Consider the following 25,507-nt stretch of genomic DNA (forward strand, 5'->3'; position numbering starts at 1 on the left):
AAAAATGTCTTCTTTTCCGCGTGTCCCCGCGAAGGCGGGGACCCATCTCCGGTCGGCCCCAACTTGCGCCGGCGGGAGATGGGCTCCCGCCTTCGCGGGAGCACATAGGCTTCTTTAGCGATAGAATTTCAGGAGAAGGATCATGATCCTCCGCAATATCCTCACCGCCGCCTCGGCGCTGACGCTCGCCGCCTGCGCGGTCGGCCCCAACTATGCCGAGCCGAAATCGGCGTCGGCGCCTGTCGCCACCGGGCCGTTCGTCTCGGCGAACAGCCCCGCGGTGTCGCTTGCGCCGGTCGCGGGCGACTGGTGGCGCCTTTATGACGATCCCGTTCTCGACGGGCTCGTCGGCGATGCGCTGGCGAACAACACCGACGTTCGCGTTGCGGTCGCTAACATCGCCCGCGCCCGTGCATCCTTGCGCGGCGCGCGTGGGGATCGGCTGCCGCAGGGCGAGATCGGTGCCGGCGCCAATTACGGCCGCAGCCCCGAAGACCAGCGCCTGCCGGGCTCGCCCCGCGAAGATTGGGCGGTCGATGTCGGGCTGAATGTCTCGTACGAGGTCGACCTGTTCGGCCGCGTCAGCCGCTCGATCGAGGCCGCGCGCGGTGACACCGCCGCCGCCGAAGCCAATGCCGACGCGGTGCGCGTGATCGTCGCCGCCGACACGACGCAGGCCTATGCCGATGCGGCTTCGGGCGCGGCGCGGCTTGATGTCGCGCGGCGCATCGTCAGCCTGCTCGACCAGCAGGTGAAGCTCACCGAACGCCGCAAGGAGGTCGGGATGGCGACGGGGCTCGACCTCGCGCGCATCACGACGCTGCGCGACCAGCGTTCGGCCGACATCCCCTCCATCGAGGCCGAGCGGCAGGCGGCGTTGTTCCGCCTCGCGACTCTGACCGGTCGTGCCCCCGCTGCGCTCCCCGCGATCGCGGCGGATCGCAACATCAGCCTCGAAATCACCGACCCCATCCCGGTCGGTGATGGGGCGGCGCTATTGAAGCGCCGTCCCGACATTCGCGCCGCCGAGCGCCGCTTGGCCGCCGACACCGCGCGGATCGGCGTCGCGACCGCGGATCTCTACCCGCGCATCACGCTCGGCGGTTCGGCCGGGTCGACCGGATCGGGCTTCGGCGATGTGTTCGGCGGTGGGCCGATCCGCTGGCTGCTCGGGCCGCTGCTCAACTGGGCGTTCCCGAATCAGGAGCCTGCGCGGGCGCGGATCGCGGCGGCCGAGGCGGACACGCAGGCATCGCTGGCCGAATTCGACGGCACGGTGTTGCGCGCGCTCGAGGAAACCGAGACGGCGCTGTCGTCCTATGCGCGTTCGCTCGAACAGCGGCAGGCGCTGCGCGCCGCGCGCGATCAGGCCGAACGCGCGGCGCGGATCGTGCGCGCGAAGCGGCAGGAAGGCGCGTCGGATTCGCTCGAATGGCTCGATGCCGAACGGACGTTCGCGGAAACCGAAGCGGTGCTCGCTGCGCAGGACGGGCAGATTTCGCGGCGCCAGATCGCGTTGTTCCGCGCACTCGCGGGCGGCTGGTCGACCTAGGGCCGCGTCAGACGATATGGCTCGCCGCGCCGCCGGGCGTCCATAGCTGCGCCGCGAGCCGGTGCAGCGCGCGCGAAAGCCCGCGGCGGTCGATCGTCCCGCCGAGCGAGATGCGCATCGCTCTGGGCGTGTCGGCGGCAACCGCGAAGCGGTCCGCTTGCACCGCCGACAGCCCGTCGAGCGCGAGCGCGGCGGCGAGCGTGTCGGGCTGGATATCGACCGCCAGCGGCAGCCAGAAGTGATAGCCTTGGGGGTGTGCGGCATGGCGTCCGTCACCCAGCACGCTGTGCGCCAGCCGCTGCCGCCAACTCGCCTCCTTGCGCACCGCGTCGATCAACGCGTCGAGCGTTCCGTCGGCCAGCCATAGCGATACCATCGCGACGTTGAGCGGCGGCGCCATCACCGCGCTTTCATGCTGGCACGCCGCGATTTGCATGGCCTCGGCCACCCCCGGCGCGCGGACAAAGCCGACGCGCAGCGCGGGCGAGACGATCTTCGCCATGCTCGTGACATACCAGCCGACCCGCGGCGCGAAGCTCGCGATCGCGGGGATCGGCGCGTCGGGGAGCAGGCCATAGGCATCGTCCTCGATAATCTGGACGCCCGTTTCCTCGGCCCACGCGGCGATGGCCCGCCGTTCCCCGATCCCGATCGTCGCGGTGGTCGGATTGTCGTTGGTTGGCACAACGTAGAGTGCGCGGAGCGGGGCCGCGGCATGCGCCGCCTCCAACGCTTCGGCGGTCATTGCGGCGAGCGGGACGAGGGTGACCCCGATGCGCCGGGCGATCGCGGCGAAGCCGGGATAGACGAAGCGCCCGCACGCGACGCGGTCGCCGCGCTTGAGGATCGCCGAAGCAATGGCGTGCAGCCCATTTTGCCCGCCGGCGGTGACGATGATCTGCTCGACCGAAGACGACAGGCCGGTGCGAGCGAGCAGTTCGGCGCCGCTTTCGCGGTCCGCCGCGGCGCCGCCCGGCCGCTGATAATGCAGCCGCGCGAGACCGTCGGCACGCCCCAGCGTGCCCAGCGCCGATGCCATCGCATCGGTCAACCGGCTTTCGATCGGGATCGGCGGGCTGTTCATCGCGATGTCGCTTTGCGCTGCGGTCGCCACCTCGCCGGTCCGCACATCCTCGCGGATAAAGCTGCCCGCGCGGCCGCGCGCGACGATCAGGCCGCGCTGGCGCGCCAGGTCATAGGCTTTGGTCACCGTGGTGAGGTCGATGCCGAGTTTCACCGCGAGGTCGCGCTGCGGCGGCAGGCGATCGCCGTGGCGCAGCTCGCCGCGCGCGACCGCCGCCGATATTGCGGCGGTCACCGCCTTATATTTGGGCCCTGCCGCGTTCGCGATGTCGGGGAGCCATGCGTCACCCGCCACGCCGTTCGTCCGCTTCATGTTTTTCGCGCGCATTCAGCTTCGCCCACAGATGCTCGGTCCCCGATTCCTGCGCCTTGTTCACATATTGCGAGGCGACCAGCCAGCCCTTGATCGGGCGCAGCGGCAGCACGCACCCGATGACCATGATCGGGATCGAAAAGACCAGATGGACCCACAGCGGCGGGCTGTAGGCGATCTGCAGCCACACGATCACGAAGGTCAGCGGGAACGCCACGATGCACTGCGAAAAAAAGGCGGGGCCGTCGTCGGGCGCGGCAAAGCTGAAATCGAGCCCGCAATTCTCGCAATGATCGGCGAGTTTCAGCCACGAGCGGAACATATGGCCCTTGCCGCATTCGGGGCATTTTCCGTGCCAGCCCGACCAGAGAATCCAGCGCAGCTTTTCGTTGCCCATATCACCGCTCGTCATGTCCGACTCCAACAGAAAGCATCATATATGCCATGCAAAAAGCATATGGTGCGGAGATTTGGGCAAGTGAAGGAGAAGCCTAACCATATGACATAGAATGGTTATATGGATTTCCCGGGTTTATGGCATGGTGATTATCTAAATATGACCCATGCATAATGGAGCGATTTCAGGCCAAAGAGGCATTTGGCCGCTCTTTTTGCCGTACAATCGCGTCGCGAAGCGCGGCGGCGCAAAGCGCGGATCGCCCCCGCCATCGTTTACGCCGCTTTTACCAGTCCCGGTGCATAAGATTTACCGATGTTTGCGACTGGGGACAAATGATGGACAGCATGCGCGGACTGCTTTCGGGCAGCCACGACCAGGAGGATGGAGCGATCGACGCGCCCGCGTCCGTCGGCGTCGACGAACGGCGGATGCAGGTTCGGGCCTATAATTACTGGGCCTCGCTGCTCGCCGACCGCGCTTATCCGTCGGTCGAGGACCTCGACCTCGACGGCGCCGATTTCGGCTCGCACTCGGTATTGCTCGACTTCACCGCCGGGGTCGAAAACCCCGGACTCGCCTTCCTCGGCGACACGCTGCGCGAAGAATCGCAGATCGACGAGGACGTCCATTATATCAGCCAGATTCCGGGCCGATCCCTGCTGTCGCGCCTCACCGACCATTATCTCCAGATCATCGCCAACCGTGCGCCGATCGGCTTCGAGGCCGAGTTCGTCAACGATCGCGGCACGACGATCATGTACCGCGGCATCTTGCTGCCCTTTTCGTCCGACGACGACACGATCGATTTCATCATGGGTGTGATCAACTGGAAGGAGGCTGTTGCCGCCGACCAGGCCGAGGAACTGCAGCTGTCGGTCGAACAGGCGCTGCGCAGCGCCGCGCCGCTGACCGCGCCGGTGCCCGTGTGGGCCGATGGTCCCGACTCGCAGCATCTCGACGACGATGTCGCGGTCGATGCGGCCCCCGGTTTCGCCGGGCTGGGCAAGGATGAAGAGCTCTTGCTGGATGCCGAGGTCGAGGCGGACGAAGACGACGGGGACGCGGACGAGGTGCCGGTCGATCCGGGGCAGGATGCCGAACTCGCCGACTGGCTCGCGCTCGCACGCGAAACCGCCGAACGCGCGATCGCCGCCGACAGCCGGAGTCGCGGTGCGCTCTATCAGGCGGTCGGCAAGGCGTGGGATTTCGCGCTCGCCGCCGAGGAGCAGCCCGACGCCTTTGCCGCGCTGCTCGACGACGCCGGGCTGGCGATGCAGGAGCGCGCACCGATGACCCCGGTCGTGAAGCTGGTTTTCGGCGCGACCTATGACAAGACGCGGCTTGCCGAATATGCCTGCGTGCTCGGTCATGCCAAGGACGAAGGCGTGGGGCGCGGCGAACTCAGCGCCTATCTCGACCGCTATCCGGGCGGGCTCAAGGGGCTGGTCAAGGACGCGCGCGCGCGCCGCAAGCCGGCCGACGCCGCCGAACGTCCCGACGAGACGCTCGACGCATTGCGCCGCGCGCACCCGGCGCTCATCCTTGAGCATGACGCCGGCGGCGCCGAATTCGTCGTGCTGATCGCGCGCGCGATGCCGGGCGGGCACATCGGCATCGTCGCCAAGGCGGCCGACGATCCGGCGCTGGTGGCGAAGCTGGCGAAGAAGGCGGTTCCGATCACGCAGAACGGCTGAGAGCGTTCACGCAACAGAAAATCCGAAAATTGAAATTATTTTACGCGGGCGCGCGAACGAGGTCTTGAGCCGCGCGCCGCTGAGGCGCATAGGGGGCGGCAGCGAACGGGCCCCCGCCGATCGTCGGCTGGGTCCCCCTCTTTGGTTCGGGATGCTGCACTTTATGTCTCAGAATTTGTCCGACACGCCGGAAACGGACACCACCACCACCGCCAAAATTCCTTCGAAAATAGCCGCCGCCTATCTGGCGGCGCTGCGTGGCAGCGCGCTGCCGGGCGAGGGCGACGATATGGACAAGGCGGCGCTCGCCGACGCGAGCCAGTTCGCCGCGCGCGCTGCGCTCGATCGCGCCGAAGCGACCCCGTCGCTGCTCCTCGAACCGATCGCTGCCGACGGCACCGACCGCCGCATGCGGCTCGTGATCATCAACGACGATATGCCCTTCCTCGTCGATTCGACCTCGCAGGCGGTCGCCGCGCAGGGGCTGGCGGTCCACCGCATCCTTCACCCCGTCGTCGCGGTGAAGCGCGATGCCAAGGGGCATCTGCAGGAAGCGGGCGAGGGCGGAACGCGCGAGTCGGTCATCTATATCGAGCTTGAGCGCGGCGATGCGCGCGCGCGCCGGCGCCTGCTCGACGGGCTCGAAGCCGCGCTGCGCGACGTCCGCGCGGCGGTACGCGACTGGCGCGCGATGCGCGCCGCGATGCTCGCCGACGCCGCGATGCGCGTCGAGGGCGAAGCCGCCGAACTGCTGCGCTGGTTCGAGGGCGGCTCGATGACCCAGCTTGGCCATGAGTGGCGGACGCGCGATGGCAAGGTTCAGGATTCGCTGGGGATCAGCGAGAGCAGCGAAAGCCAGCTGCTTTCACCGGCTGCACTCGAAGCCGCCTTCGCATGGTTCGACAAGGGCGGCCATGCGCCGCTGCTGATCAAGTCGAACCGGCTGTCGGCGGTGCACCGCCGCGTGCTGCTCGACCTCGTCATCGTGCCCGAAGTGAAGGGCAAGAAGGTCGAGCGGCTGTCGATCCATGCCGGCCTGTGGACGAGCCAGGCGCTGTCGGCGCCGCCCGCGAAGGTGCCAATGCTGCGCGCGCAGCTCGAAGCACTGATGGCGAAGTTCGGCTTCGATCCCACGGGCCACGCGGGCAAGGCGCTCGCGCATGCGCTGACCGCGCTGCCGCACGACCTGCTGATCGCGTTCGACGCCGCCTCGCTCGAAGAGCTGGTGCTGACCTCGATGTCGATCACCGACCGGCCGCGGCCGAAGGTGGTGACGGTGCAGAGCGCGCTGGGCCGCCACCTGTTCGCCTTTGTCTGGTTGCCGCGCGACGAAGTGTCGACCGGCCGCCGCCTCGCGGTCGAATCGCTGCTGGTGCGCGAAGCGAAAGCCGGCGTGATCGGCTGGACGATGGTGCTCGAAGACGGCGGCGCGGCGCTGCTGCGCTACACGCTCGACCTGCGCAGCGGCGGCGTTGTTCCCGATACCGAGGCGCTCAACGCGCAGCTCGAACAGATGGTGCGCGGCTGGCAGCCCGAGGTTGAGGCGGCGCTGGCGAAGCGCGGCGAACCGGGCCGCGCGGCAGCACTCGCGGCGCGCTTTGCGCCGACCTTCCCGCCCAATTACCGCAACCTCTATAATCCCGAGGAAGCGGCGCGCGACATCCTGCGCCTGCGCGATCTCGACGCCGCCAACCCGCGCAGCGTGCGCCTCGCGCGCAAGAGCCTCGACGGCGACGATCGCCTGCGGCTCAAAGTTTATAGCGCGGCCGGCCCGCTCGCGCTGTCCGCGGTCGTCCCCGCGCTTGAACATTTCGGCTTCGAGGTGCTCGAGGAAATCCCGACCGCGCTGAACAGCCGCGCCCCCGGCGCCGAGGGCGACGACGAGCAGGCGATCGTGATCCACGATTTCACCTTGCGGCTGCCCGCCAACGTCGACGAGCTCGCGCTGCTTCCTTATGCCGAAGTGCTCGAGGGCGCGATCGCGGCGGTGCTCGACGGGCGCGCCGAGAATGACGCGTTCAACGAGCTGGTGCTCACCAACCAGACCGACCCGCGCGCGATCGTCTGGCTGCGCGCCTGGTTCCGCTATCTGCGTCAGGGCGGCTCGGCTTACGGCATGGACACGGTCGTCAGCGCGCTGCGCCATGCGCCCGCGCTGACCGCCGCGCTGATCGAGCGTTTCGCGGCGCTCCACGATCCGAAGGCGCGCGATGCGAAGCGCGCCGAGGCACTCGAAGCCGACATCATGGCGGGCTTTGCCGACATCAAGTCGATCGACGAGGATCGCATCCTCCGCCTGTTCCACGCGGTGATCGGCGCAACGCTGCGCACCAACGCCTTTGCGCCCGCCGCCGAAGAAGCGCTGGCGTTCAAGATCGACAGCGCGCAGGTTCCCGGCCTGCCCAAGCCGCTGCCGTGGCGCGAAGTGTGGGTCTATTCGCCGCGCGTCGAGGGCATTCACCTGCGCGCCGGCCCGGTCGCGCGTGGCGGTCTCCGCTGGTCCGACCGCCGCGACGACTTCCGCACCGAAATCCTCGGGCTGATGAAAGCGCAGCGCGTCAAGAATGCCGTGATCGTGCCGACCGGCGCGAAGGGCGGCTTTTATCCCAAGGCGCTGCCCGACGTGTCGCTCGACCGCGATGCCTGGTTTGCCGAGGGCACCGAATGCTATCGCATCTTCATCCGGTCCTTGCTGTCGATCACCGACAATCTGGTCGCGGGCAAGGTCGTGCATCCGAAGGGCGTCGTGATCCACGACGGCGACGATCCTTATTTCGTCGTCGCCGCCGACAAGGGCACCGCGACCTTCTCCGATGTCGCCAATGGGCTCGCGATGGAGCGCGACTTCTGGCTCGGCGACGCGTTCGCGAGCGGCGGGTCGAAGGGTTATGACCATAAGGCGATGGGCATCACCGCCAAGGGCGCGTGGCTGTCGGTCCGGCGCCACTTCGCCGAAATGGGCGTCGATGTGCAGACCGACACGATCCGCGTCGCCGGCTGCGGCGACATGTCGGGCGACGTGTTCGGCAACGGCATGCTGCTGTCGAAGGCGATCCAGCTGACCGCCGCCTTCGACCATCGCCACATCTTCCTCGACCCCAATCCCGATCCGGCGAAGAGCTGGAAGGAACGCGAGCGGATGTTCAACCTGCCGCGCTCATCCTGGGCCGATTATAACGCCAAGCTGATCTCGAAGGGCGGCGGCATCTTCCCGCGCAGCCAGAAGAGCATAACGCTGACCCCTGAAGTGCAGGCGCTGCTCGGCCTGTCGGTCTCCGAAATCGACCCGGTGTCGCTCATTTCGGCGATCCTCAAGGCGCCGGTCGACCTGCTGTGGTTCGGCGGCATCGGCACCTATGTGAAGGCCGCGAGCCAGAATAATGCCGAGGTCGGCGATCCCGCGAACGACGCGCTGCGCGTCGATGCCGAGGATCTGCGCGTCAAGGCGGTCGGCGAGGGTGCGAACCTTGGCACGACGCAGGCGGCGCGCATCGCCTTCTCGGCGAAGGGCGGGCGGATCAACACCGACTTCATCGACAATAGTGCGGGCGTCGATTGCTCGGATAATGAGGTCAATATCAAGATCGCCTTGAACCGCGAGATGGCCGAAGGGCGCCTGTCGCAGGACGACCGCGACGCGCTGCTCGTGCGCATGACCGACAATGTGTCGGAGCTGGTGCTCGAGGACAACCGGCTGCAGGCGCTCGCGCTGTCGATCGCCGAAAAGGGCGGATCGGCGGCGGTGCCGTCGCTCGTCCGGCTGATGGAGACGTTCGAGGCATCGGGCCGGCTCGACCGCAAGGTCGAGGGGCTCGCGGCGAACGACGAACTGCTCCGCCGCGCCGCCGAAGGCCGCGGGCTGACGCGCCCCGAACTGGCGGTGCTGCTGTCGACCGCGAAACTCGCGCTGCAGGATGCGATCGAGAACAGCGACCTCCCCGACGACCCGGCGCTCGGCAGCGACCTTGCCGCGGCCTTCCCCGACGAGATGCAGCGCGATTTTGCGGCTGCGATCGCCGATCACCAGCTGCGCCGCGAAATCATCGCGACGAAGATCGCGAACCGCATCATCAACCGCATGGGCATCGTCCATCCCTTCGAGCTCGTCGAAGAGGAAGGCTGCGCGCTCGGCGATATCGCCGCGGCGTTCGTCGCGGTCGAACGGCTGCTCGAAATGCCGGCGATCTGGGACGCGCTCGACGAAGCGAAGATCGACGAGAGCATCCGCCTGTCGCTGTTCAGCCAGGCCGCGTCGGCGATGACCTCGCAAATGGCCGACCTGCTGCGCGTGACGCAGACATTGTCGCAGCCGGGTCCCGTCGTCGCGCGGCTCGAACCCGGCGTCGACCGCCTCAACGCGAGTGTCGACGCGCTGCTCAGCCCTTCGGTCAAGCATCAATGGGACATGCTGACGCAGCAACTGCTCGACGCGGGCGCGCCCGAGGCGCTGACCGCGTCGGTCGTGCGGCTGTTCAAGACCGACGGCGCGATCGGCATCGTCGACCTTGCCGAACGGCGCGGCGACGACGAGGTCGCGGTGACCAGCGCCTTCACCCATCTGGGCGAAGCGCTGGGGCTCGACTGGGCGCAGACGCTGGCGGCGCATATGAGCCCCGCCGATCCGTGGGAACGCCTGCTCGTCAACAGCCTCGCGCGCGATTTCCAGCAGATGCGGCTGACCTTCCTCGCCGGGCTGCCGAAGGGCGATCTCGACGCGGCGGTGACCAAATGGCTCGCCGATCATGCGCCGCGGGTCGAGCAGTTCCGCGCGACGGTCGACCGGGCGCGGATGATCCCGAACCCGAACGGCGCGATGCTGTCGCATATCGCCGGGCAGGCACGCGGGCTCCTGGGGCGGTAATGCCGTTTCAGCCCCGCGTCGCGATCCTCGTCCCGGCGCCCGACTATTATGAAAAGTGGCAGCCCGCTTTCGCCCGCAAGGCGGCGGCGCTGACCGCGGCCGGGCTGATCGTCGAGCAGCGGGTGTGGACCGATCCCGGCGATTTGTCGGCTTATGATCTGGTGCTGCCGCTCTTCGCGTGGGGCTATCAGCGCGACGTCGCGGGCTGGTACGCGCTGCTCGACCGGCTTGAGGAAGCCGGCCTGCCGGTGGTCAACCCGGTGGCGGTGCTGCGCTGGAACAGCGACAAAGCCTATCTCGGCGAACTCGGCGCAAAGGGTGTCGCGGTTGTGCCGACGGTCGAGGTCGCGGCACTCGACGACGCGAGCCTGACCGAAGCGATGTCCGAGCTCGCGACCGACGAGGTGGTGATCAAGCCCGCGATCTCGGGCGGCGCCGACGGGACGCATCGTATCGTACCGGGTGTGCCGATTCCCGCCGATGCCCACGGCGCCCGGCGGCTGGTCCAGCCGCTGATGCCCGGCATCCTGACCGAGGGCGAATATTCGCTTTTCTTCTTTGCCGGCAAGTTCAGCCACGCGATCGTCAAGCGCCCGGCTTCGGGCGACTTTCGCGTGCAGGAACAGTTCGGCGGGCGCGAAGAGCCGTGGGACGCGAGCGACGCCGCGCAGACCCTCGCCGCAGCGGCGCTGGCGGCCGCACCAGCGCCGCCGGTCTATGCGCGCGTCGACATGGTCGGCGATGCCGCGGGCAAGCTCCACATCATGGAACTCGAACTGATCGAACCGTCGCTGTTCCTGCATCATGCGCCCGACAAGGGGGCGGCGTTCGGGCTGGCGGTCTACGGCGCGATCTGACCGGGCCGGCCCCGCCACAGCCATTGCCGGATCGCCGAGGTCAGGTTCGGCGGATCGTCGGCTTCCATCCGCTCGACATCGATGCGCGCGACGAGCGCGTTGACAGGTAAGGCCTGCCGCGCGGCTTCGGCTTCGAGCGCATCCCAGAACATCGGTTCGAGGCTGATCGAGGTCGGGTGACCCGCGATCGTCACCGAGCGCTTGACCGGCGGATGAAGCGGCGTGTTCAACGGCGGGCGCGCCAGCGCTGCAGGATCAGCGCGGCGGCGATCAGTTCGATGATGCCGACGAGGATGCCGAGGTTGAGCGGAAGGCCGATGCCGAACAGCGCCAGCCCGGCGACGAGCAGGATGGCGCCGCCGAGCGCCCAATAGGCGATGTCACCATACATCGTCCGGAAGAGGAAATAGCGTGCGCCGACGATCGCGGCGAAGGTCGGGATCGCGAGGTCGGGCGCGCGGACGAGTAGCACCCATGCGATCAGCACGCCTACGAAGAGCGGGATCGTCGCCTCGATCGCGAGCGTTTCGAGCGGCTTGCCGATGGTGGCCCTGGGTGCCTTGAATGCAGCGCGTTCGATGAGGACACCGAGCGGATGGATCGTCATGCCGCCGAAAAAGAGCGCCGCGAAGGCGGCTGTGGTGCCGTGAAGCTGCCATATCGTTCCGGCGATCAGCCAGACGAGGCCCGAGACGAGGACGCCGGGGGCGCCGCCGGCATAAGCGCGCGCGAGGTCGTGCTGGGCGGCAGGGAGTGAGGCGTCGGTCATGCGCCGGGTGTAGCGACTTGATTCGCGGCGGCAAGGCCACAGCCGCGCCGCCGCGCCGTCCAAAATCGGGGTACGATTTATTTGGGGTGGCAGGGCATTTCGGCGCTCTGTAAACCGGCCAGCCGATCCGGCGCGAATGCAGACAGGCTTATGACAGGACTTCAGGCGCTCACCGAAAAAGAAAAAGAGACGTTGCGCCTGCTCGTCGATGGCCATGACGCGAAATCGATGGCGCGGCATCTGGGACTGTCGGTCCACACGATCAACGAACGGCTGCGCGATGCGCGGCGCAAGATGTCGGCGTCGAGCAGCCGCGAGGCGGCGCGGCAGCTGCGCGAGATCGAACGGCAGGATCCCCAATTTCTGGCGGACAGGGTTTTGGGGGATGCGGCCGCCGCCACCGACATGGAAGGGCTTCGGGCACCGGCCGGGACGCGGCGCATGTCGCGCCGCTTCGGCTGGATAGCCGGAGGAATATTCATGTCGATCAGCCTTGCTCTCTATGCCCTCGCGTCCCTGTCGGGGACCGCCGCGCCGTCTGCTGCGCCGAAGCCTGCTTCCGCCGCGCCCGCCGCCGAAACCGCCGCGGCACAGGCTGCGCGGCAGTGGCTTGCCCTCACCGACAAAAGCGACTGGCACGGCAGCTGGAATGCGACGGGGCAGGCGTTCAAATCGCTCAACACCAGCGAGCGGTGGGCCCAAGTGTCGGAGACGGTGCGCACGCCGCTCGGCGCGGTCGTCTCGCGCGAACTGATCGGCGAGGAATTTGTGCCCGCGCCGCCCTATGGCTATCAGCTCGTCAAGTTCCGGACGAGCTATGCGAACAAGGCGGGGGCGATCGAAACGCTGTCGCTGGTTCGCGAGGGCGGCGCGTGGCGCGTGGTGGGGTGTACGATCGAGTAGGGGGAATGCGGGCGGCTTGGTGGGCGACGGCAAAGCCGCCGCCTGTCGTCAGACGGGTTCGGCGATCTTTCCGGATCGCCGCCCCGCTGGCCGTGCCGGGCCGTGGCTTCGCCACCGGTTTCCAGCTCGCCGTTCGCTGGCGCGAACGACATTGCTGGCGCCCTCGGCCCGTCAGTACATATGCTGCCCGCCATTGATCGACATCGTCGATCCGGTCACGAACCCCGCATCCTCGCTGCACAGGAACGCGACGCCGCGCGCGATCTCGTCGGCCTGACCCAAGCGTCCGATGGGGATCTTCGCGACGATCTTTTCCAGCACCTGCGGCGGGACCGCGGCGACCATGTCGGTGTCGATATAGCCCGGCGCGATCGCGTTCACCGTCACGCCCTTTTTGGCGCCTTCCTGCGCCAGCGCCTTGGTAAAGCCGTGGATGCCCGATTTCGCGGCGGCGTAGTTGACCTGGCCGTACTGGCCGGCCTGGCCGTTGATCGACCCGATGTTGACGATACGGCCCCAGCCGCGCTCGACCATGCCGCCAAAGGTCGCCTTCGCCATGTTGAAGCAGCCGCCGAGGTTGACGCGCATCACATCGTCCCAGTCGTCATAGCTCATGCGGGCGAGCGTGCCGTCGCGCGTGATGCCGGCGTTGTTGACGACGATATCGATGGGGCCGAATTCCTCGGCGATGCGCGCGCAGCTGTCGAGGCATGCCTGATGGTCGCCGACGTCCCATTTGATCGCCGCGATGCCGGTGCGGTCGGTGAACTCGCGCGCCTTTTCGTCATTGCCGCCATAGTTGGCGACGACGGTGACGCCCTGTTCCTTGAGTTTCAGGGAAATCGCTTCCCCGATGCCGCGGCTGCCACCGGTAACGATTGCGATGCGTGCCATAAATCCTTCTCTCCCACAGAGTTATGGACCATGACTAGGCGGCGCGAGCGGCCGCCGCAAGTTTACCGGAACGTCAATCGCAAAGCTATTCAAGGGATAGAGGCGGTTAGCTGCTCACTTGGACACGCAGTTTCGAAAAATCGCCGATCGCAAGGTTGGCCTTGTCGATCGTCACCACCAGATTGTCGCGGTCGCCAAAGATGCGGCTCATCAATCCGCTGGTCGGCAATTCGAGCAAAACCGCGTCGCGTTCCTCGTCATAATCGGGGACGTGGCGAAAGGGCTCATGCCCCATCGCCGCCATCTCGCGCTCGGCCAGGGTGCGCCACCAGGGCTCGAAAAGCGCGCGCGCCGGCGCCGACAGATTGTCGGGATTGGCGCACCAGGCATGTTTCGCGCGATCGAACAGGATCGTCTGATAGTCGTGAACCCAAAGATTCGCATCGGCGCGGTGCGTCGTCAGCGGCAGGGTGATCGTCTCGACCTGTTCGGCGCCCGTTTCGGGGGCGGCCGAGCGGATCACCTTGACCCAGCGGATCGCGTGCAGCCCCGCCATCACCGCGGTTGCGTCGCCGGCCGAGAAATCGGCGCGCCCGGCGCCGTCGCGGACGATCGCGATAATCTCTTCGGCGCGCGCGCGCGCTTCGCGGTTGAGCGCGGCGCATTGTTCCATTTCGTCGGGATTGTCGGTGTCGGCCTCGGGAGGCGCTTCGGTCATCAGCCGGTCGAGCCGCTGTTCGAGCAGCGCGACCATCGCGGTCATGCTGCCCCAGTCGAAGGGATGGAAGGCGGGGTCGGCGATGTCGTAGCCGCGATCGTGGAGCGCGGCACCGGGCTCATCCGGATCGCCCTCGCTGCGCGGATCGGTATCGCCCGGGCGGACGGCGACGAGGTCGACGGGCCATTCGGGAAAGGCGCGCACGGCAAAGGAGGCGAGATCGCCCGAAGCGAGGCCGCCATGCGGGCCGAACCATCCCTCGGGATCGTTGAGCGTGAAGGGCGGTGCAACCGGCATGCCGGTATCGCGCAGGTGAAGGACGCGCAGCGTATGTTTGCGGCGGTGAATGAAGAAGGCGAGCGCGCCGTCGCGCGGCCCCAGCCCGCCCCACAGGTCTTGCGGCAGGTCGGCGCAGCTGATCTGCGCCAGAAAATCCGCTGGCTGATCGTCGATCCTTGGCCATTCCATGCCCGCGGGCAGGTGCGGGCGGCCGCCGAGCCAGCTGTTCGTCGATATGGCGTCGCGCGGCGGTATCTGGGGAATGAGGCGAAGCGTGACCTCTTCGATATCGGCCTTCTCGATCCGGTGCGCTTCGTCCTCGACCCCGGAAATCACCGGTTCGAGGGCAACCTCGACGGGCTCGGCAACGGCGACGGGCTCGGGCGAGATTTCATATTCGGCCTGGGCGGGTATTTCGAGCGGCGCCTTGCGGCTGATCCGCGCGAGCCGTGAGGGAGAGATTTCGACCTCCTCAACTTCGGGTGCGGTTTTGCGCGAGAGTTTGGGCAGGCGGATTTCACGGGGCTCGCGCGGAACTCGCGGCGCGGCGGGTGCGGTGCGCGGTCGCCGCGACCACCAGATGGCGAAGACGATCGCCAATAGGGCCAGCGTCACTCCGGCGAGCATCAGCACCGCCGATTCGACCTCGTTCATCGCGAATCTCCAAAATGGCGCGGTTCAACAAGCTTTCCGCACCGTGTCGGATCAATTTAGCGCATGGACCTAAACAGTTGGTAAGCGGCCGCGATCAGAGCCAGCCCGCGAGTTCACGGCGGACCAGGCTCTCGAGCATCGCCATGCCGGGCGCATCGGCGTTGAGGCATGGGAGATAGGCGAAATCCTTGCCGCCGGCGTCTTCGAATTGGTGTTTGCCGCGGATTGCCAGTTCCTCGAGCGTTTCGAGGCAATCGGCGGCAAAGCCCGGCGCGAAGATCGCGACGCTGCGGCCGTCGCGGCCGAGTTGTTCGAGGCGCGTGTCGGTCGCGGGTTCGAGCCATTTGGCGCGCCCGAAGCGCGACTGGAAACTGACCTCGACCGGCCTGCCGAGCGCGTCCGAAAGCCGCCGTGCGGTCGCCTGGCACTGGTCGTGATAGGGATCGCCGAGCGTCCGCGTGCGCTCGGGCATGCCGTGGAAGCTTGCGAGCAGGACGTCGGGGGTGAAGTCGAGCGCGGCCAGTGCCGTCTCGACCGATATCTTCAGCGCGCCCAGATAAGCGGCATCGGCATGATAGGGCGGCAGGAAACGCAGCGTCGGCTGCCAGCGCAGCGATTGCAGATGCTGGCCCGCCGCATCGACGACGGTCGCGGTCGTCGCGGCGCAATATTGCGGATAGAGCGGTGCGATGAGGATGCGGTCGCATCCCGCCGCCTTCAGCGCATCGATTGCCGCGCCGATCGCCGGTTCGCCATAGCGCATCGCATAAGCGACCCGCACCGTTTCTCCGAACGCCGCCTGCAAGGCTTCGGCCTGACGGCGCGTGATCGCGGCGAGCGGCGAGCCTTCGTCGGTCCACACTTGCGCGTAGGCATGCGCCGATTTCTTCGGGCGGGTGGTCAGGATGATCCCGCGCAGGATCGGCTGCCACAGGATTTGCGGAATTTCAACGACGCGGCGGTCGGACAGGAATTCGGCAAGGTAGCGCCGTACCGAGCGCGCGTCGGGGGCATCGGGGGTACCGAGGTTGACGAGCAGAACGCCAATCTGTGGCGGCGCGCTCACAGCGGGTGCGCCGAGAGGGGCAGGCGGCGGATGCGGCGGCCGGTGGCGGCAAACATCGCGTTGGCGATCGCAGGGGCGACGACGGGAACGCCGATTTCGCCGAGCCCGCCGGGCTCGCGGTCGCTTTCGACGAATTCGACCAATATTTGCGGCGTTTGCGACAGGTCGGGCAGGCCGAGCTGGCCCAATTTGCGCGCGGTCGCGAGGCCGCCTTCATAGTCGGTGGTCGCGCCGACCGCGGCCGCGAGGCCGAAGATCAGCCCGCCCTCGATCTGTTGCCGCGCGATCACAGGATTCACGAGGCGCCCGGCGTCGACCACCGCGACCAATTGCTCGACCTGCAGCCCGCGCTCGCTTGGCCGCGCGGTCGCCATCAGCGCGATATGGCTGCCGCGCATTGCATGGCACGCGAGCCCCTGCGCCGTCCCCGACAATCCGCCCTCCCAGCCGCCAAGGCTGGTCGCGGTGAGCAGGCAGCGCGCGAGCAGCGGTGCATTGCCGAGCATCGCCATGCGATAGGACAGCGCATCGGTTCCGGCGCGCGCCGCCATCTCGTCGATAAAACATTCGGTAAAAAACGCGGTGTAGCTGTCGGCGTTGCCGCGCCAGCGCCCCGTCGGCAGGCCGATGTCGGCGGGGCAATGGTCGACCGCGAAGTGCGGGATCGCATAGCTGCTCGCCGCACCCTCGACCGCAGCCGCATCGGGGTTGCCCGCCGCTGCGCGCTGCGCGACGTCCGCCGGCGTGTTGTCGAACAGCCGGTCGCGAAATTCATGGTTGGTCGAGGGAACGGCGATGCGCGTGACGAGTGCGTCGATCCCGCCCGCGGCGTTGAGCGTGGCGGTCAGCTTGGCGCGCGCGGGCGCGCGCGGCGGCAGGCGCATAATCTCTTCGGCGCGCGACCAGGCGAGCTGGACGGGGCGTTTTACCTGCAGCGCGATGATCGCCGCCTGCACCGCGACATTGTGGTCGAGGCAGGCGTCGAACGATCCGCCCGCCATCATCGGGAACAGCGTGACATTGGCGGGCGCCAGCCCCGTCGCGCGCGCGACCGCATCGCGGCATTGCGCGGGCGCCTGCGTCGCGACCCAGACGCGCAGGCCGTCGCCGTCGGGCGCGGCGGTCGCGGTGCGCGTTTCGATGGCGGCGTGGAGCGCGGGCGCGACGGCATATTCGGCGGCGATTTTCTGCCGTCCTTCCATCGCCTCGGCGACGTCGCCTTCGCTTGCGATGCGATAGCCCTCGTCCTTCAGCGCCGATTTCAGCGCCGTGTCGATCCGGTCGGTCGAAATCGGGGTGCCTTCGGTTTCGAAGACGGGCGCGAAGCGGTCGAGCGCGCGGTTCGCGGCCCACCAGTTGCGCGCGACCGCCGCGACCCAGCGCTCATGCGTGACGACATGCAGCAGGCCGGGCGAGCCGAGCCCTTTCTCGCGGTCGATGCTTTTCAGCCGCGTCGCGCCGAGCGGGCCCTGGCGGATCGCCGCGAACACCATGTCGGGCAGGCGGATGTCGCCGGCATAATTGGCCGAGCCGTCGATCTTGGCGGGCAGATCGAGCCGCGTCAGCTCCTTGCCGTAAAGCGGGTCCGAACTGCTGGCACGATAGACGGGCTCGGCGGGCGGTTCGAGCAGCGCCGCGGCCGCCGCGACATCACCAAAGCGCAGCCTTTTCTTGCCATGGGTGACGAAGCCGTCCTGCGTGTCGCATTCTTCCCAGTCGGCGTCCCAGCGATTGGCCGCCGCCATCATCAGCAGCGCGCGCGTCTGCGCCGCCGCGGCGCGGCACGGTGCTTCGAACATGCGCACCGACGAGCTGTTCGCGGTGAGCATCACCGCGTGGCGCACCGCCCATTCGCGGCGCGCCCAGCTGCGCACATCGGACACGAAATCGGGGACACCGGCGCGCGGGGTGAAGACCGCGCTATCCTCGTCGATCAGCAGCGTGTTGGTATAGAGCGGGTTGATCGGCGCGCTCTCGACCGCGATCGTCCGCCAGTCGGCGCCGAGTTCGTCGGCCATGATCTGCGGCAGCAAGGTGGTGACGCCCTGCCCCATCTCGCATTGCGGGACGATCGCGCTGATGTGGCCGTCGTCGCCGATCTTGAGGAAGGCGTTGAAGATATGTTCGTCGGGGGCGGCGGTGAGGTTCGGCTGATAATCGCGCGGCCACAGGCTCCACGCGATCGCCAGCCCGCCCGCCGCGGTCGCGCCGACCAGCAGCGAACGGCGGCTGACGTGCGGCAGGCGCGATTTATCTTTCCCCACGATGTCGCGAATGCCGGCCATGCTCGCTGCTGATAGTCAGGGGTGCGAATCGGCGCAAAGAAAATCGGCCTTTCGCGCGGCCGCCAGCGTTGCGCTCTATTTCTCCGACAAAGCGAAGTCGACGCGCACCGAAACCTGCGATTCGCTGACCCCCGGATTGAACGGCGGGGCGGCGTTGGCCGATTGAGCAGCGGCCTCATAAGCGACGCCGCCGGCATAAGGCATCGGTGGCGCGCTGTCGCCGCCATCGCGGATCGTCAGCACCCGGTCGATCTTGAGCCCCGCGGCGCCCGCATAAGCGTCGGCGCGGGCGCGCGCGGCGCGATAGGCGGCGGCGTAGGCCGATTTGGTCGCGGCTTCCTGATCGGAGACGCGCAGCGTCGGACCCGACAGGACGTTGGCGCCGGCCTCTGTCGTCGCGGCGACGGCTTCGCCCGCCTTGTCGACCGCGCGCATCCGCACCTCGACCTGATTGACGGCTTCAAACTTGCCCTTGTTGGCGCCCCAGTCGATCCGGTTCACGGTCAGCTGGCGCGTCTGGAGATCCTTGCCCGCGACGCCAAAGGCTTTGAGCGCCTCGGTCACCTTGGTCATCGTTTCATTGTTGCGCTGCGTCGCGGCTTCGGCCGACGCCGCGATGGTGCTTACGCCTGCGGTGAAGCGCGCCTCGTCGGGCCGCGTTTCGGATCGGCCGGTCGCGGAGACTGAGAGCAGCGTCTCGTCATGTCCGACGCCGCGCGGGTCGGGCGCCTTTTCGCTGCAGGCGCCGAGCGCGAGCAAAGGAATCAGCATAAGGGTCTGGGTGCGCATATATTTTCTCCCGTTCGATGCGACCTAGCGCATGACGGGGGAATCGGTTCCTTACCAACCCCAGGGCGCGGGCGGCGGCGTCACCGGTTTCGCATAATCGAACGCGACGCGGAAATGCCGTCCCTGCCGGTCGAGGCCGTAGGTGAAGCCCGCGTCCGTCGTTTCGACCGACCAGATGTTGCTATTCGAAACGCTGCGGCCGGTTGCGGTGAACATCGCGATCGATTCGGCGTCGACGGGGAAGGTCTGGCGCGTCGCCGTCCCGGCATCGGCGGTGTCGCCGCCATAGAGGGTGACCGCGTCGGGCTTGCCGTCGGCGTGGCGATGGTCGTGCTTGAGGCGGAGACCCGCGCCCGTCCAGGTGATGATCCACGTCCGCGAGCGGTCCCAGCCGCCGTCTTCGGCCAGCCCGTCGATGTGAAAGGGAATCTCGATCCGGTCGGCGGTGCAATGGCGGATATGCATCACCATCGCCTTGCCGCGCATCTCGGCGTCGGCCTCCTGATCGCTTGCGAGCTTGCCGGCGTAGGCTTGGCCGCAGCGCGCCGAAAGCGCCTCGAAAAACGCATCCTGCGGGCTGTTGGCGACGGACGTCGTGGCGCATCCCGCGAGCATGGTCGCGGTGAGCAGCGAAAGCGCGGCTTTCACTTCAGCAGGCCGAGTCGCGGGATCTCGACCTTGGGGCAGCGATCCATGACGACGGTCAGTCCCGCGGCCTCGGCGCGTTTCGCCGCGGCTTCGTCGATCACCCCGATCTGCATCCACACCGCCTTCGCGCCATGGACGATCGCCTCGTCGACCGCGGTGCCGGCGTCGGCGCTGTTGCGGAAAATGTCGACGAGCTCGGCGGGCGGTTCGACGTCGGCGAGCGTCGCGACGACGGGCGCGCCGTGGATTGTCTTGCCGGCGTGGCCGGGGTTCACCGCGATCACGTCATGCCCTTGGCCCACGAGGAAGGCGAGGACGCCGTTCGACGGGCGTGCCGGGTTCGGCGACGCGCCAACGACGGCGATGCGGCGCTTTTGTCCGAGCAGTTCGCGGATTTCGCCTTCGTCGTTGATCGCCATTATCGCCCCTTTCGTGTGTTCAGCCAGTCGGCAACCTTCGCCGCTATCGCATGGAATGGCTCGCCCGCGGGATCGGTTCCCGCCGCGGGCGGCACGCCGCCATCGCTCGCAAGGCGGATGCCCATCGACAGCGGCACGCGCCCGAGGAAGTCGAGGCCCATCGTCTTTGCCGCCGCTTCGGCGCCGCCGCACCCGAACGGGTCGCTGACCTCGCCGCAATGCGGGCAGGCATAGCCCGCCATATTCTCGACAAGCCCGATGATCGGCACGTCGGCCTGTTCGAACAGGCTGACCGCGCGCGTCGCGTCCATCAGCGCAAGGTCCTGCGGGGTCGATATGATCACCGCGCCCGCGGGCTTGTGCCGCTGGATCATCGTCAGCTGGACGTCGCCGGTGCCCGGCGGCAGGTCGACGACGAGCGTGTCGATGTCGCCCCAGCTTGCGTCGACGAGCTGTTCGAGCGCCTTGCCCGCCATCGGGCCGCGCCACGCGATCGCCTGTCCGGGCGCGGCGATCTGGCCGGTCGAGAGCATCGGCACGCCATAGGCGTTGGGGACGGGGGCCAGCTTCGATCCGCGCGCTTCGGGCTTCACGCCCTCGCTGTCCATCAATCGGGGTTGCGAAGGCCCGTAGATGTCGGCGTCGACCAGTCCGACCTTCACGCCAAGACGGCGCAGCGCCACGGCGAGGTTCGCCGCGAGGGTCGATTTGCCGACCCCGCCCTTGCCGCTGCCGACCGCGATGATCGTCATCGCTTTCTTTTCGGCGGTCATCGCGATGCGGACCTCGCGCACGCCCGCATCGGCGAGCAGGCCGGCGCGGAGCTTGTCCTCGAGCGGCTGGCGCTCTTCGACGGCAAGCCCCGACACATCGAGCACCACCGCGAGCAATCCCGAATCGTCGAGCATTCGCAGGCCTGACGACCGTCCTCCACTGAGGTCGGCGGCGGTGGCGGTCAGGCGGGCGATATCGGCGCTTTGTTCGGTCATGTCCGCGGCAGATAGGCATGATCGGTGCGTTTGCCAGCCATTTTCGTGCGCACCCCCTGTTAATCGCGCCCGCCGCCCCTATAAAAGCCTTATGAACGACAAGATTGACGGCAGCATGGGACGCCGCAGCCCGAGAGGATTGCGGCAATTTTTCCATCAGATCAGCCAGATGGCTAATAGCCCGTGGGGCAGCGGTCCCGGCAAGGGGGACGATGACGGGAAGGGCGACGGCAAAAAGCCCGGCCCGCGCAACCCGTGGGTCACGCCCGATCCGGCCGACCAGCGGCGCGCGCAAAAACCGCGCGGCCCTTCGGCGCTCGACGAATTGCTGCGCAAGGGACGCGGCGGTTTCGGCGGTGGCGGCTCGGGCGGCGGCAGCCCGTTCAATTTCGGCGATTCGGCGAAGCTCTGGAAATGGGTGGTGCTCGCGCTCGTCGCCGCGTGGGTGCTTTTCTCCTCCTTCCACATCGTACCGCCCGAAAAGGAAGGCGTGGTCACGCGTCTCGGCAGCTATTCGCGCACCGTCGGCCCCGGCGTGAAACTGACCTGGCCGGCGCCGATCGAGCGCATCCGGCTCGAGGACGTTCGCGCGATCCGTACGATGGCGGTCGGCTCGCCGAACGCTACGGACGAGAATTTCGTGCTGACGCGCGACCAGAGCATCGTCGACCTCGCTTATGAGGTCCGCTGGTCGGTGCGCGATCCCGAGCTGTTCTTCTTCCAGCTCGCCGATCCCGAAGGCACGATCCGCGAAGTCGCCGAAAGCGCGATGCGCGCGACGGTCGCGAACTTCGACCTCGTCCAGGCGATCGGCCCCGGCCGCGTCGAGATCGAGGCGCAGGTCCAGCAGCGCATGCAGGAACTGCTCAACCAGTATCGCGCCGGGGTGATGATCCAGGGCATCGCGATCCGCCAGGTCGACCCGCCGAGCCAGGTCGACGAGGCGTTCAAGGAAGTCACCGCGGCGCGGCAGGAACGCGAATCGGCGATCAACCTCGCGCGCGCCTATCAGCAGCAGGTGCTCGAACGCGCCCGCGGCGACACGTCGGCATTCGACCAGATCTACGCGCAATATGAACTGGCACCCGAAGTGACGCGCAAGCGCCTTTATTATGAAACGATGGAGAATGTGTTGTCGAACGTCGACAAGACGATTGTCGAAGCACGCGGGGTGACCCCCTATCTGCCGCTCAACGAAGTGCAGAAGCGGATCAAGGCGCCTGAAGCCGCCACGAAGGGAGGCGAATGATGTTCGGTTCGTTCTTCCAGAACCCGATGCGGCTACTCTTTGGCGTGGTCATCATACTCGTCATCCTGTCGCAATCGCTGGCGATCGTGCCCGAGGATAAGCAGGCACTGATCCTGCGCTTCGGCGAGATCGAGCGCACGGTGAACCGCTACAAGGAAGGCGAGGATTTCGGCAAGTCCGGCGCCGGCCTCGTCCTGCGCGTGCCCTTCACCGACGGCATCCAGTATATCGACAAGCGCATCCTCGGCGTGAACATGGAGCGCCAGCAGGTGCTCTCGACCGATCAGCAGCGGCTGCAGGTCGACGCCTTCGCGCGCTTCCGCATCACCAATCCGGTGCGTATGTACACCGCGATCCGCACCGAGGATAAATTGCAGGCGCAGCTTGCGACGATCCTCGGCTCGTCGCTGCGCAACGAGCTGGGCAAGCGCACCTTCGCGACCTTGCTGTCGCCCGAACGCGGTGCGGTGATGGACAATATCCAGGTCGCGTTGAACCGCGAGGCGAACAAATATGGCGCCGAGATCATCGACGTTCGGATCAAGCGCGCCGACCTTCCCGAAGGCGCGACGCTCGAGGCGGCGTACAACCGCATGCGCACTGCGCGCCAGCAGGAAGCGATCTCGATCCGCGCCGAAGGGCAGAAGGAAGCGCAGATCATCCGCGGCAGCGCCGATGGTGAAGCGGCGCGTATCTACGCCGCCAGCTTTGGCAAGGACCCCGAATTCTATGACTTCTACCGCGCGATGCAGAGCTATCGGCAGACCTTCCTGGGTGAAAACAACACGGGCGGGACGTCGATCATCATGTCGCCCGACAATGAATATCTGAAGCGGTTCAGCGGCGGTTGATGAGGGCGGCTGCCGGCTGAATGGAACTTGCAGCGCTCGTTCATGTTCAATCACCGTTCAGCCAATTCGCCGCAGATAGCCGCGGCCGGGGCAGATGAGTTTTTCGAGAACGAAAAGGAATTTCGATCGTGCGTTATGTTTATGGCATCACTTCGGCCTTGCTGGCGGGTGGCACCGCGCTGGCGCTGGTCACCCAGTCCCCCGTCGGCGCGCAGGTCGCGCAGAATGAAAAGAGCGAAATCGCCAAGGTCGTTCCGCGTTCGGGTGCGCCCGAAAGCTTCGCCGACCTCGTCGAGCAGTTGCAGCCCGCGGTCGTCAACATCTCGACCAAGCAGGAAGTCACGCTCGGCGTCCGGCTGAACCCCTTTGCCGGGACGCGCGAACCGATCACGCAGGAACAGCAGGGCGGCGGCTCGGGCTTTCTGATCTCGGCCGACGGCTATATCGTCACCAACAATCACGTCATCTCGGGCGGTCCGCGCGGCGAGGCGGTGAACCAGGTCACGGTGACGCTGACCAACCAGAAGGAATATAAGGCGACGATCGTCGGCCGCGACGTCGCGTCCGATCTCGCACTGCTCAAGATCGAGGCCGGCGGCCTGCCCTTCGTCAAATTCGCCGACGGCGGCACCGCGCGCGTCGGCGACTGGGTCGTCGCGATCGGCAACCCGCTCGGCCTCGGCTCGACGGTGACCGCGGGCATCATCTCGGCGGTTCAGCGCAACATCGGGCAGGGCGGCGCCTATGACCGCTATATCCAGACCGATACCGCGATCAATCGCGGCAACTCGGGCGGCCCGTTGTTCGACCTGCAGGGCAATGTCGTCGGCATCAACAATATGCTGATCTCGCCCGTCGGCGCGAACATCGGCGTCAACTTCGCGATCCCCGCCGATGCGGCGATCCCGGTGATCAACGCGCTGCGCGCGGGCGAAAAGGTCCAGCGCGGCTATCTCGGCATCGGCATCGCGCCGGTCGACGAGGATCTCGCGGCGGCGCTCGGCCTGCCCAAGGATCGCGGCGAGTTCATCCAGCGCGTCGAACCCGCACAGGCGGGCGAGAAGGCCGGGCTGAAGCGCGGCGACGTCGTGACCAAGGTCAATGGCAAGGACGTCACGCCGCAGCAGACTTTGTCGTACATCGTCTCGAACACCAAGCCGGGCACGCGCATCCCGCTCGAGATCATCCGCGACGGCAAGGCGATGACGCTCAATGTCCTCGTCGGCACGCGTCCGCCCGAGGAAGAGCTGGCGGGCGCCAATTTCGACCCCGAGGCCGAGCAGGCTGAACCCGAGGATCCGACCGGCGCGGCCGACAAGGCGATCCAGGACGAGCTTGGCCTGTCGGTGCAGGTGGTGACCCCCGATATCGCGCGCGCGGTGGGTGTCGACGCCGGAACCAAGGGTCTGGTGATCGGCGCCGCGTCGGCGAGCAGCGACGCCGGCCGCAAGGGCCTGCGCCGCGGCGACGTGATCCTCAGCGCGAACCGCACCCCGGTCACGACGAGCGAGGCGCTCGCCAGGACCATCGCCGACGCGAAGAAGGCGGGCCGCGATGCGGTGCTGCTCGAAATCCAGCGCCGCGGCCAGCCGTCGGCCTTTATCGCGATTCGCGTGAAATAGGCTTCGGCTTCCGGTCCATCAAACGGGGCGCCGCACCTTCGGGTCCGGCGCCCTTTTTGTTTGCGCGCCGCGGCTCTTGTTCATATTATGTTCTCATAAGAACGAGTCGGGAGAAAGATGATGATTGGCTATGTGACGCTGGGCACGAAGGATCTGGCAAAGGCGGCGGTCTTCTATGACGCGATTGCCGCCGAACTCGACACGCCGCGGATGATGGAGTTCGACGGCTTCATCGCGTGGGGAAAGCCGGGCGGCGGCGCGGGCATCGGGCTGACGCGGCCCTTCGACGGCAATGTCGCGACGGTCGGCAACGGCGTGATGGTCGCGCTGCAGGCGAAGGACAAGGAACAGGTCCACCGCCTCCACGAAATCGCGCTCGCGCATGGTGGCACATGCGAAGGCCCTCCGGGACCGCGCGGCGAGGGGTTTTACGCCGGTTATTTCCGCGACCCCGACGGCAACAAGCTCAACGCCTTCATGATGGGGTGAATGGGTCGGGGTCGATCTCGGCTTTGGGGGTGGGGAGCGGGCGTTCATGTTCCCCACCTTCGTCATCGCGGACTTGATCCGGGATCCCGCTTTTTTCGGCATCGACTGGCATCGACTGCAAGC

At 67.3% G+C, this 25,507-nt stretch carries 21 protein-coding genes; 9 read left to right on the plus strand and 12 right to left on the minus strand.

The genetic code is table 11. From position 1 onward, the window contains the following. Positions 1–142 precede the first annotated feature (142 nt). Positions 143–1,552, plus strand: coding sequence for an efflux transporter outer membrane subunit (locus ATE70_RS15690; protein ID WP_058538817.1), 1,410 nt, complete (start codon positions 143–145; stop codon positions 1,550–1,552). Between the two features lie 7 nt (positions 1,553–1,559). Here ATE70_RS15690 and ATE70_RS15695 read toward each other — a convergent pair whose 3' ends face one another. Then, positions 1,560–2,963 (minus strand): aminotransferase-like domain-containing protein, encoded by a 1,404-nt coding sequence (locus ATE70_RS15695; protein ID WP_231732671.1) that lies wholly within the window; start codon positions 2,961–2,963, stop codon positions 1,560–1,562. After that, entirely contained in the window at positions 2,920–3,360 is a 441-nt protein-coding gene (locus tag ATE70_RS15700; protein ID WP_156419832.1) for a DUF983 domain-containing protein, read from the minus strand. Before ATE70_RS15700 ends, ATE70_RS15695 begins: the two co-directional genes overlap by 44 nt. Positions 3,361–3,683: 323 nt before the next feature. Here ATE70_RS15700 and ATE70_RS15705 point away from each other — a divergent pair, with 323 nt between their 5' ends. The 3 genes from ATE70_RS15705 to ATE70_RS15715 all read left to right on the plus strand — a co-directional run bounded on the left by ATE70_RS15705 (position 3,684) and on the right by ATE70_RS15715 (position 10,760). Continuing rightward, a complete protein-coding gene (locus ATE70_RS15705; RefSeq protein ID WP_058538820.1) occupies positions 3,684–5,042 on the plus strand; it encodes a hypothetical protein in 1,359 nt (452 codons plus the stop codon). A 163-nt stretch (positions 5,043–5,205) separates the two neighbouring features. After that, positions 5,206–9,903, plus strand: a complete 4,698-nt coding sequence (locus ATE70_RS15710) for an NAD-glutamate dehydrogenase (protein ID WP_058538934.1) — start codon at positions 5,206–5,208, stop codon at positions 9,901–9,903. Then, entirely contained in the window at positions 9,903–10,760 is an 858-nt protein-coding gene (locus ATE70_RS15715) for an ATP-grasp domain-containing protein (RefSeq protein WP_058538821.1), read from the plus strand. Before ATE70_RS15710 ends, ATE70_RS15715 begins: the two co-directional genes overlap by 1 nt. On the opposite strand, the gene ATE70_RS15720 is transcribed toward ATE70_RS15715, so the two are convergent. Continuing rightward, on the minus strand, positions 10,745–10,990 hold the full coding sequence (locus ATE70_RS15720; protein WP_058538822.1) for a ribbon-helix-helix domain-containing protein: 246 nt from the start codon (positions 10,988–10,990) through the stop codon (positions 10,745–10,747). The two genes, ATE70_RS15715 and ATE70_RS15720, sit on opposite strands and share 16 nt — an antisense overlap. Continuing rightward, on the minus strand, positions 10,987–11,529 hold the full coding sequence (locus ATE70_RS15725; protein WP_058538823.1) for a DUF7010 family protein: 543 nt from the start codon (positions 11,527–11,529) through the stop codon (positions 10,987–10,989). The genes ATE70_RS15720 and ATE70_RS15725 overlap by 4 nt, the downstream gene beginning before the upstream one ends. A 150-nt stretch (positions 11,530–11,679) precedes the next feature. Between ATE70_RS15725 and ATE70_RS15730 the strand changes: the two genes are divergently transcribed. Continuing rightward, positions 11,680–12,432, plus strand: coding sequence for a helix-turn-helix domain-containing protein (locus ATE70_RS15730; protein WP_058538824.1), 753 nt, complete (start codon positions 11,680–11,682; stop codon positions 12,430–12,432). A 171-nt stretch (positions 12,433–12,603) separates the two neighbouring features. Here the strand turns inward: ATE70_RS15730 and phbB are convergent, their stop codons facing one another. From phbB to ATE70_RS15770, 8 genes are all read right to left on the minus strand, one after another. Then, a complete protein-coding gene (gene phbB / locus ATE70_RS15735; protein ID WP_058538825.1) occupies positions 12,604–13,326 on the minus strand; it encodes an acetoacetyl-CoA reductase in 723 nt (240 codons plus the stop codon). Positions 13,327–13,432: 106 nt separating this feature from the next. Further along, a complete protein-coding gene (locus tag ATE70_RS15740) occupies positions 13,433–14,977 on the minus strand; it encodes a DUF1963 domain-containing protein (protein WP_058538826.1) in 1,545 nt (514 codons plus the stop codon). 94 nt (positions 14,978–15,071) lie between these two features. Next, positions 15,072–16,043: a ferrochelatase gene (hemH, locus tag ATE70_RS15745; protein ID WP_058538827.1), complete on the minus strand. Its 972-nt coding sequence runs from the start codon at positions 16,041–16,043 to the stop codon at positions 15,072–15,074. Beyond that, positions 16,040–18,328 (minus strand): xanthine dehydrogenase family protein molybdopterin-binding subunit, encoded by a 2,289-nt coding sequence (locus ATE70_RS15750; RefSeq protein ID WP_058538828.1) that lies wholly within the window; start codon positions 18,326–18,328, stop codon positions 16,040–16,042. Before ATE70_RS15750 ends, hemH begins: the two co-directional genes overlap by 4 nt. 75 nt (positions 18,329–18,403) lie before the next feature. Then, a complete protein-coding gene (locus ATE70_RS15755) occupies positions 18,404–19,117 on the minus strand; it encodes an SIMPL domain-containing protein (RefSeq protein WP_058538829.1) in 714 nt (237 codons plus the stop codon). A 51-nt stretch (positions 19,118–19,168) separates the two neighbouring features. Further along, entirely contained in the window at positions 19,169–19,765 is a 597-nt protein-coding gene (locus tag ATE70_RS15760) for a hypothetical protein (RefSeq protein ID WP_231732673.1), read from the minus strand. Then, positions 19,762–20,184: a CoA-binding protein gene (locus ATE70_RS15765; RefSeq protein WP_037516940.1), complete on the minus strand. Its 423-nt coding sequence runs from the start codon at positions 20,182–20,184 to the stop codon at positions 19,762–19,764. The genes ATE70_RS15760 and ATE70_RS15765 overlap by 4 nt, the downstream gene beginning before the upstream one ends. Next, positions 20,184–21,173, minus strand: coding sequence for an Mrp/NBP35 family ATP-binding protein (locus ATE70_RS15770; protein WP_058538830.1), 990 nt, complete (start codon positions 21,171–21,173; stop codon positions 20,184–20,186). Before ATE70_RS15770 ends, ATE70_RS15765 begins: the two co-directional genes overlap by 1 nt. Before the next feature lie 91 nt (positions 21,174–21,264). On the opposite strand from ATE70_RS15770, the gene hflK reads away from it, so the two are divergent. From hflK to ATE70_RS15790, 4 genes are all read left to right on the plus strand, one after another. Continuing rightward, positions 21,265–22,422, plus strand: a complete 1,158-nt coding sequence (gene hflK, locus ATE70_RS15775) for a protease modulator HflK (RefSeq protein ID WP_082639596.1) — start codon at positions 21,265–21,267, stop codon at positions 22,420–22,422. Further along, on the plus strand, positions 22,422–23,273 hold the full coding sequence (gene hflC / locus ATE70_RS15780; RefSeq protein WP_058538831.1) for a protease modulator HflC: 852 nt from the start codon (positions 22,422–22,424) through the stop codon (positions 23,271–23,273). The genes hflK and hflC overlap by 1 nt, the downstream gene beginning before the upstream one ends. Positions 23,274–23,401: 128 nt before the next feature. Further along, a complete protein-coding gene (locus ATE70_RS15785; protein ID WP_058538832.1) occupies positions 23,402–24,895 on the plus strand; it encodes a trypsin-like peptidase domain-containing protein in 1,494 nt (497 codons plus the stop codon). 120 nt (positions 24,896–25,015) lie between these two features. Then, a complete protein-coding gene (locus ATE70_RS15790; RefSeq protein WP_058538937.1) occupies positions 25,016–25,384 on the plus strand; it encodes a VOC family protein in 369 nt (122 codons plus the stop codon). Positions 25,385–25,507 lie beyond the last annotated feature (123 nt).

The sequence above is a fragment of the Sphingopyxis sp. H053 genome, assembly GCF_001468225.1.
In the GTDB taxonomy this organism is placed as follows: Bacteria; Pseudomonadota; Alphaproteobacteria; order Sphingomonadales; family Sphingomonadaceae; genus Sphingopyxis.

What these genes read in the sequence shown, in the direction of transcription:
- ATE70_RS15690 (WP_058538817.1), top strand. Translation starts at nt 143, where the DNA reads ATGATCCTCCGCAATATCCTCACCGCCGCCTCGGCGCTGACGCTCGCC.
- ATE70_RS15695 (WP_231732671.1), bottom strand. Translation starts at nt 2,963, where the DNA reads ATGCGCGCGAAAAACATGAAGCGGACGAACGGCGTGGCGGGTGACGCA.
- ATE70_RS15700 (WP_156419832.1), bottom strand. Translation starts at nt 3,360, where the DNA reads ATGACGAGCGGTGATATGGGCAACGAAAAGCTGCGCTGGATTCTCTGG.
- ATE70_RS15705 (WP_058538820.1), top strand. Translation starts at nt 3,684, where the DNA reads ATGGACAGCATGCGCGGACTGCTTTCGGGCAGCCACGACCAGGAGGAT.
- ATE70_RS15710 (WP_058538934.1), top strand. Translation starts at nt 5,206, where the DNA reads ATGTCTCAGAATTTGTCCGACACGCCGGAAACGGACACCACCACCACC.
- ATE70_RS15715 (WP_058538821.1), top strand. Translation starts at nt 9,903, where the DNA reads ATGCCGTTTCAGCCCCGCGTCGCGATCCTCGTCCCGGCGCCCGACTAT.
- ATE70_RS15725 (WP_058538823.1), bottom strand. Translation starts at nt 11,529, where the DNA reads ATGACCGACGCCTCACTCCCTGCCGCCCAGCACGACCTCGCGCGCGCT.
- ATE70_RS15730 (WP_058538824.1), top strand. Translation starts at nt 11,680, where the DNA reads ATGACAGGACTTCAGGCGCTCACCGAAAAAGAAAAAGAGACGTTGCGC.
- phbB (WP_058538825.1), bottom strand. Translation starts at nt 13,326, where the DNA reads ATGGCACGCATCGCAATCGTTACCGGTGGCAGCCGCGGCATCGGGGAA.
- ATE70_RS15740 (WP_058538826.1), bottom strand. Translation starts at nt 14,977, where the DNA reads ATGAACGAGGTCGAATCGGCGGTGCTGATGCTCGCCGGAGTGACGCTG.
- ATE70_RS15750 (WP_058538828.1), bottom strand. Translation starts at nt 18,328, where the DNA reads ATGGCCGGCATTCGCGACATCGTGGGGAAAGATAAATCGCGCCTGCCG.
- ATE70_RS15755 (WP_058538829.1), bottom strand. Translation starts at nt 19,117, where the DNA reads ATGCGCACCCAGACCCTTATGCTGATTCCTTTGCTCGCGCTCGGCGCC.
- ATE70_RS15765 (WP_037516940.1), bottom strand. Translation starts at nt 20,184, where the DNA reads ATGGCGATCAACGACGAAGGCGAAATCCGCGAACTGCTCGGACAAAAG.
- ATE70_RS15770 (WP_058538830.1), bottom strand. Translation starts at nt 21,173, where the DNA reads ATGACCGAACAAAGCGCCGATATCGCCCGCCTGACCGCCACCGCCGCC.
- hflK (WP_082639596.1), top strand. Translation starts at nt 21,265, where the DNA reads ATGAACGACAAGATTGACGGCAGCATGGGACGCCGCAGCCCGAGAGGA.
- hflC (WP_058538831.1), top strand. Translation starts at nt 22,422, where the DNA reads ATGTTCGGTTCGTTCTTCCAGAACCCGATGCGGCTACTCTTTGGCGTG.
- ATE70_RS15790 (WP_058538937.1), top strand. Translation starts at nt 25,016, where the DNA reads ATGATTGGCTATGTGACGCTGGGCACGAAGGATCTGGCAAAGGCGGCG.